The organism is Bacteroides acidifaciens (assembly GCF_024623065.1).
In the GTDB taxonomy this organism is placed as follows: Bacteria; Bacteroidota; Bacteroidia; order Bacteroidales; family Bacteroidaceae; genus Bacteroides; species Bacteroides acidifaciens.
Window position 1 is genome coordinate 1 of the sequence record NZ_JANJZR010000190.1, and the last position, 1,107, is coordinate 1,107.

2 protein-coding genes are annotated in these 1,107 nt (G+C 46.4%); both read right to left on the bottom strand.

Going from position 1 to position 1,107, the window contains the following annotated elements; genetic code table 11:
- Nucleotides 1-17 precede the first annotated feature (17 nt).
- Complete coding sequence (locus NSB03_RS20675) at nucleotides 18-701, bottom strand: IS630 family transposase (RefSeq protein WP_217994229.1); 684 nt, start codon at nucleotides 699-701, stop codon at nucleotides 18-20.
- Complete coding sequence (locus NSB03_RS20680; RefSeq protein WP_024988925.1) at nucleotides 617-1,033, bottom strand: helix-turn-helix domain-containing protein; 417 nt, start codon at nucleotides 1,031-1,033, stop codon at nucleotides 617-619. Before NSB03_RS20680 ends, NSB03_RS20675 begins: the two co-directional genes overlap by 85 nt.
- Nucleotides 1,034-1,107 lie beyond the last annotated feature (74 nt).

Here is a 1,107-nt window from a genome sequence, read left to right on the forward strand (position 1 = left end):
TAAGTAACTAATCAAAATTAAGCAGCATTATGTTTAAGTTTAATACCCAAGGTATCCCCGACAGCCGCCAATGCCCTATTGACGGTGTAAAAGAGGTTGTCGCTACTTGCATAATCCTGCGGTCTGATCCATTTAGTTTTCATTATTCTCCACAAGGTTTCCGCAAGGTTCAGGTGAGGGGAATACGGTGGAAGGTAAAAGAGAAAAAGTCCGCGTTTCTCCCACAGTTCTCTCAATTCCCTTATTTTCTTGTTTCGATGTACGCTCGCATTGTCAAGCACGATGAACGTATCTTTCTTTATGTTCAAGGAAAAGGTGTCAAGGTATTCAACGACCTTGTCCGCGTCAATACTTTCAGTCGTGGTGAACCCATGATAGCGGTTGTTCCTGTCTATCATGCCGAAGATGTTGACCCTTTGTGCCTTTTGGGATGGGATATACACGTCTTCGTTACGGAATTGCCAGCCGTAAGGCACATAGCCTTCGGTGCACACATGGCTTTCATCGGCGTAATAGAGGTCTATCTTGCCGTTTATGTTCAGATGTTCAAGTTCTTGCAACTTCTCGGTCTTATACGCATAGAGTTGCGGCGAGGGTACTCCCCTTGGGCGTTTTCTTATTCGCTTATATCTTGCGCCAAGGCTGATAAAAAACGCTTGAATGTCAGGTCGCTCGCTTCCTTGCCAGTGGCCTTCTGCCAGGCTTCCCGAGCTTTGCTGACGCTCTGCCTGTCCTGTTCTATGGCCTTGCGAACAACTTCCTCGTCCGTACAGTCCATGATAGGTTTTCGCCCACGGCCGGGACGGGTCTGCAAGCCGTCGATGCCTTCCGACAAGAAACGTTTTACCCAAGAGTTGACAGATACATGTGACATCTCCGTCTGCAAACCTATGGCCTTGCTGGAAAGTCCAGTCGATTTGAGCAGTACGGCACGACAGCGCATCCGAAAGCAATGGCTGTCTCCCTGTCGGAAACCCGTTTCCAACGCCAAGCGTTCGGAATCCTTTAATATGATTGATTTGATTTTGCCCATAAGTGCATATTTGAATTTTATGAGGCAAAGGTATCAAAACCTTATGATATAAACCAATTATGAACATCTACTTA

What these genes read in the sequence shown, in the direction of transcription:
- NSB03_RS20680 (WP_024988925.1), bottom strand. Translation starts at nt 1,033, where the DNA reads ATGGGCAAAATCAAATCAATCATATTAAAGGATTCCGAACGCTTGGCG.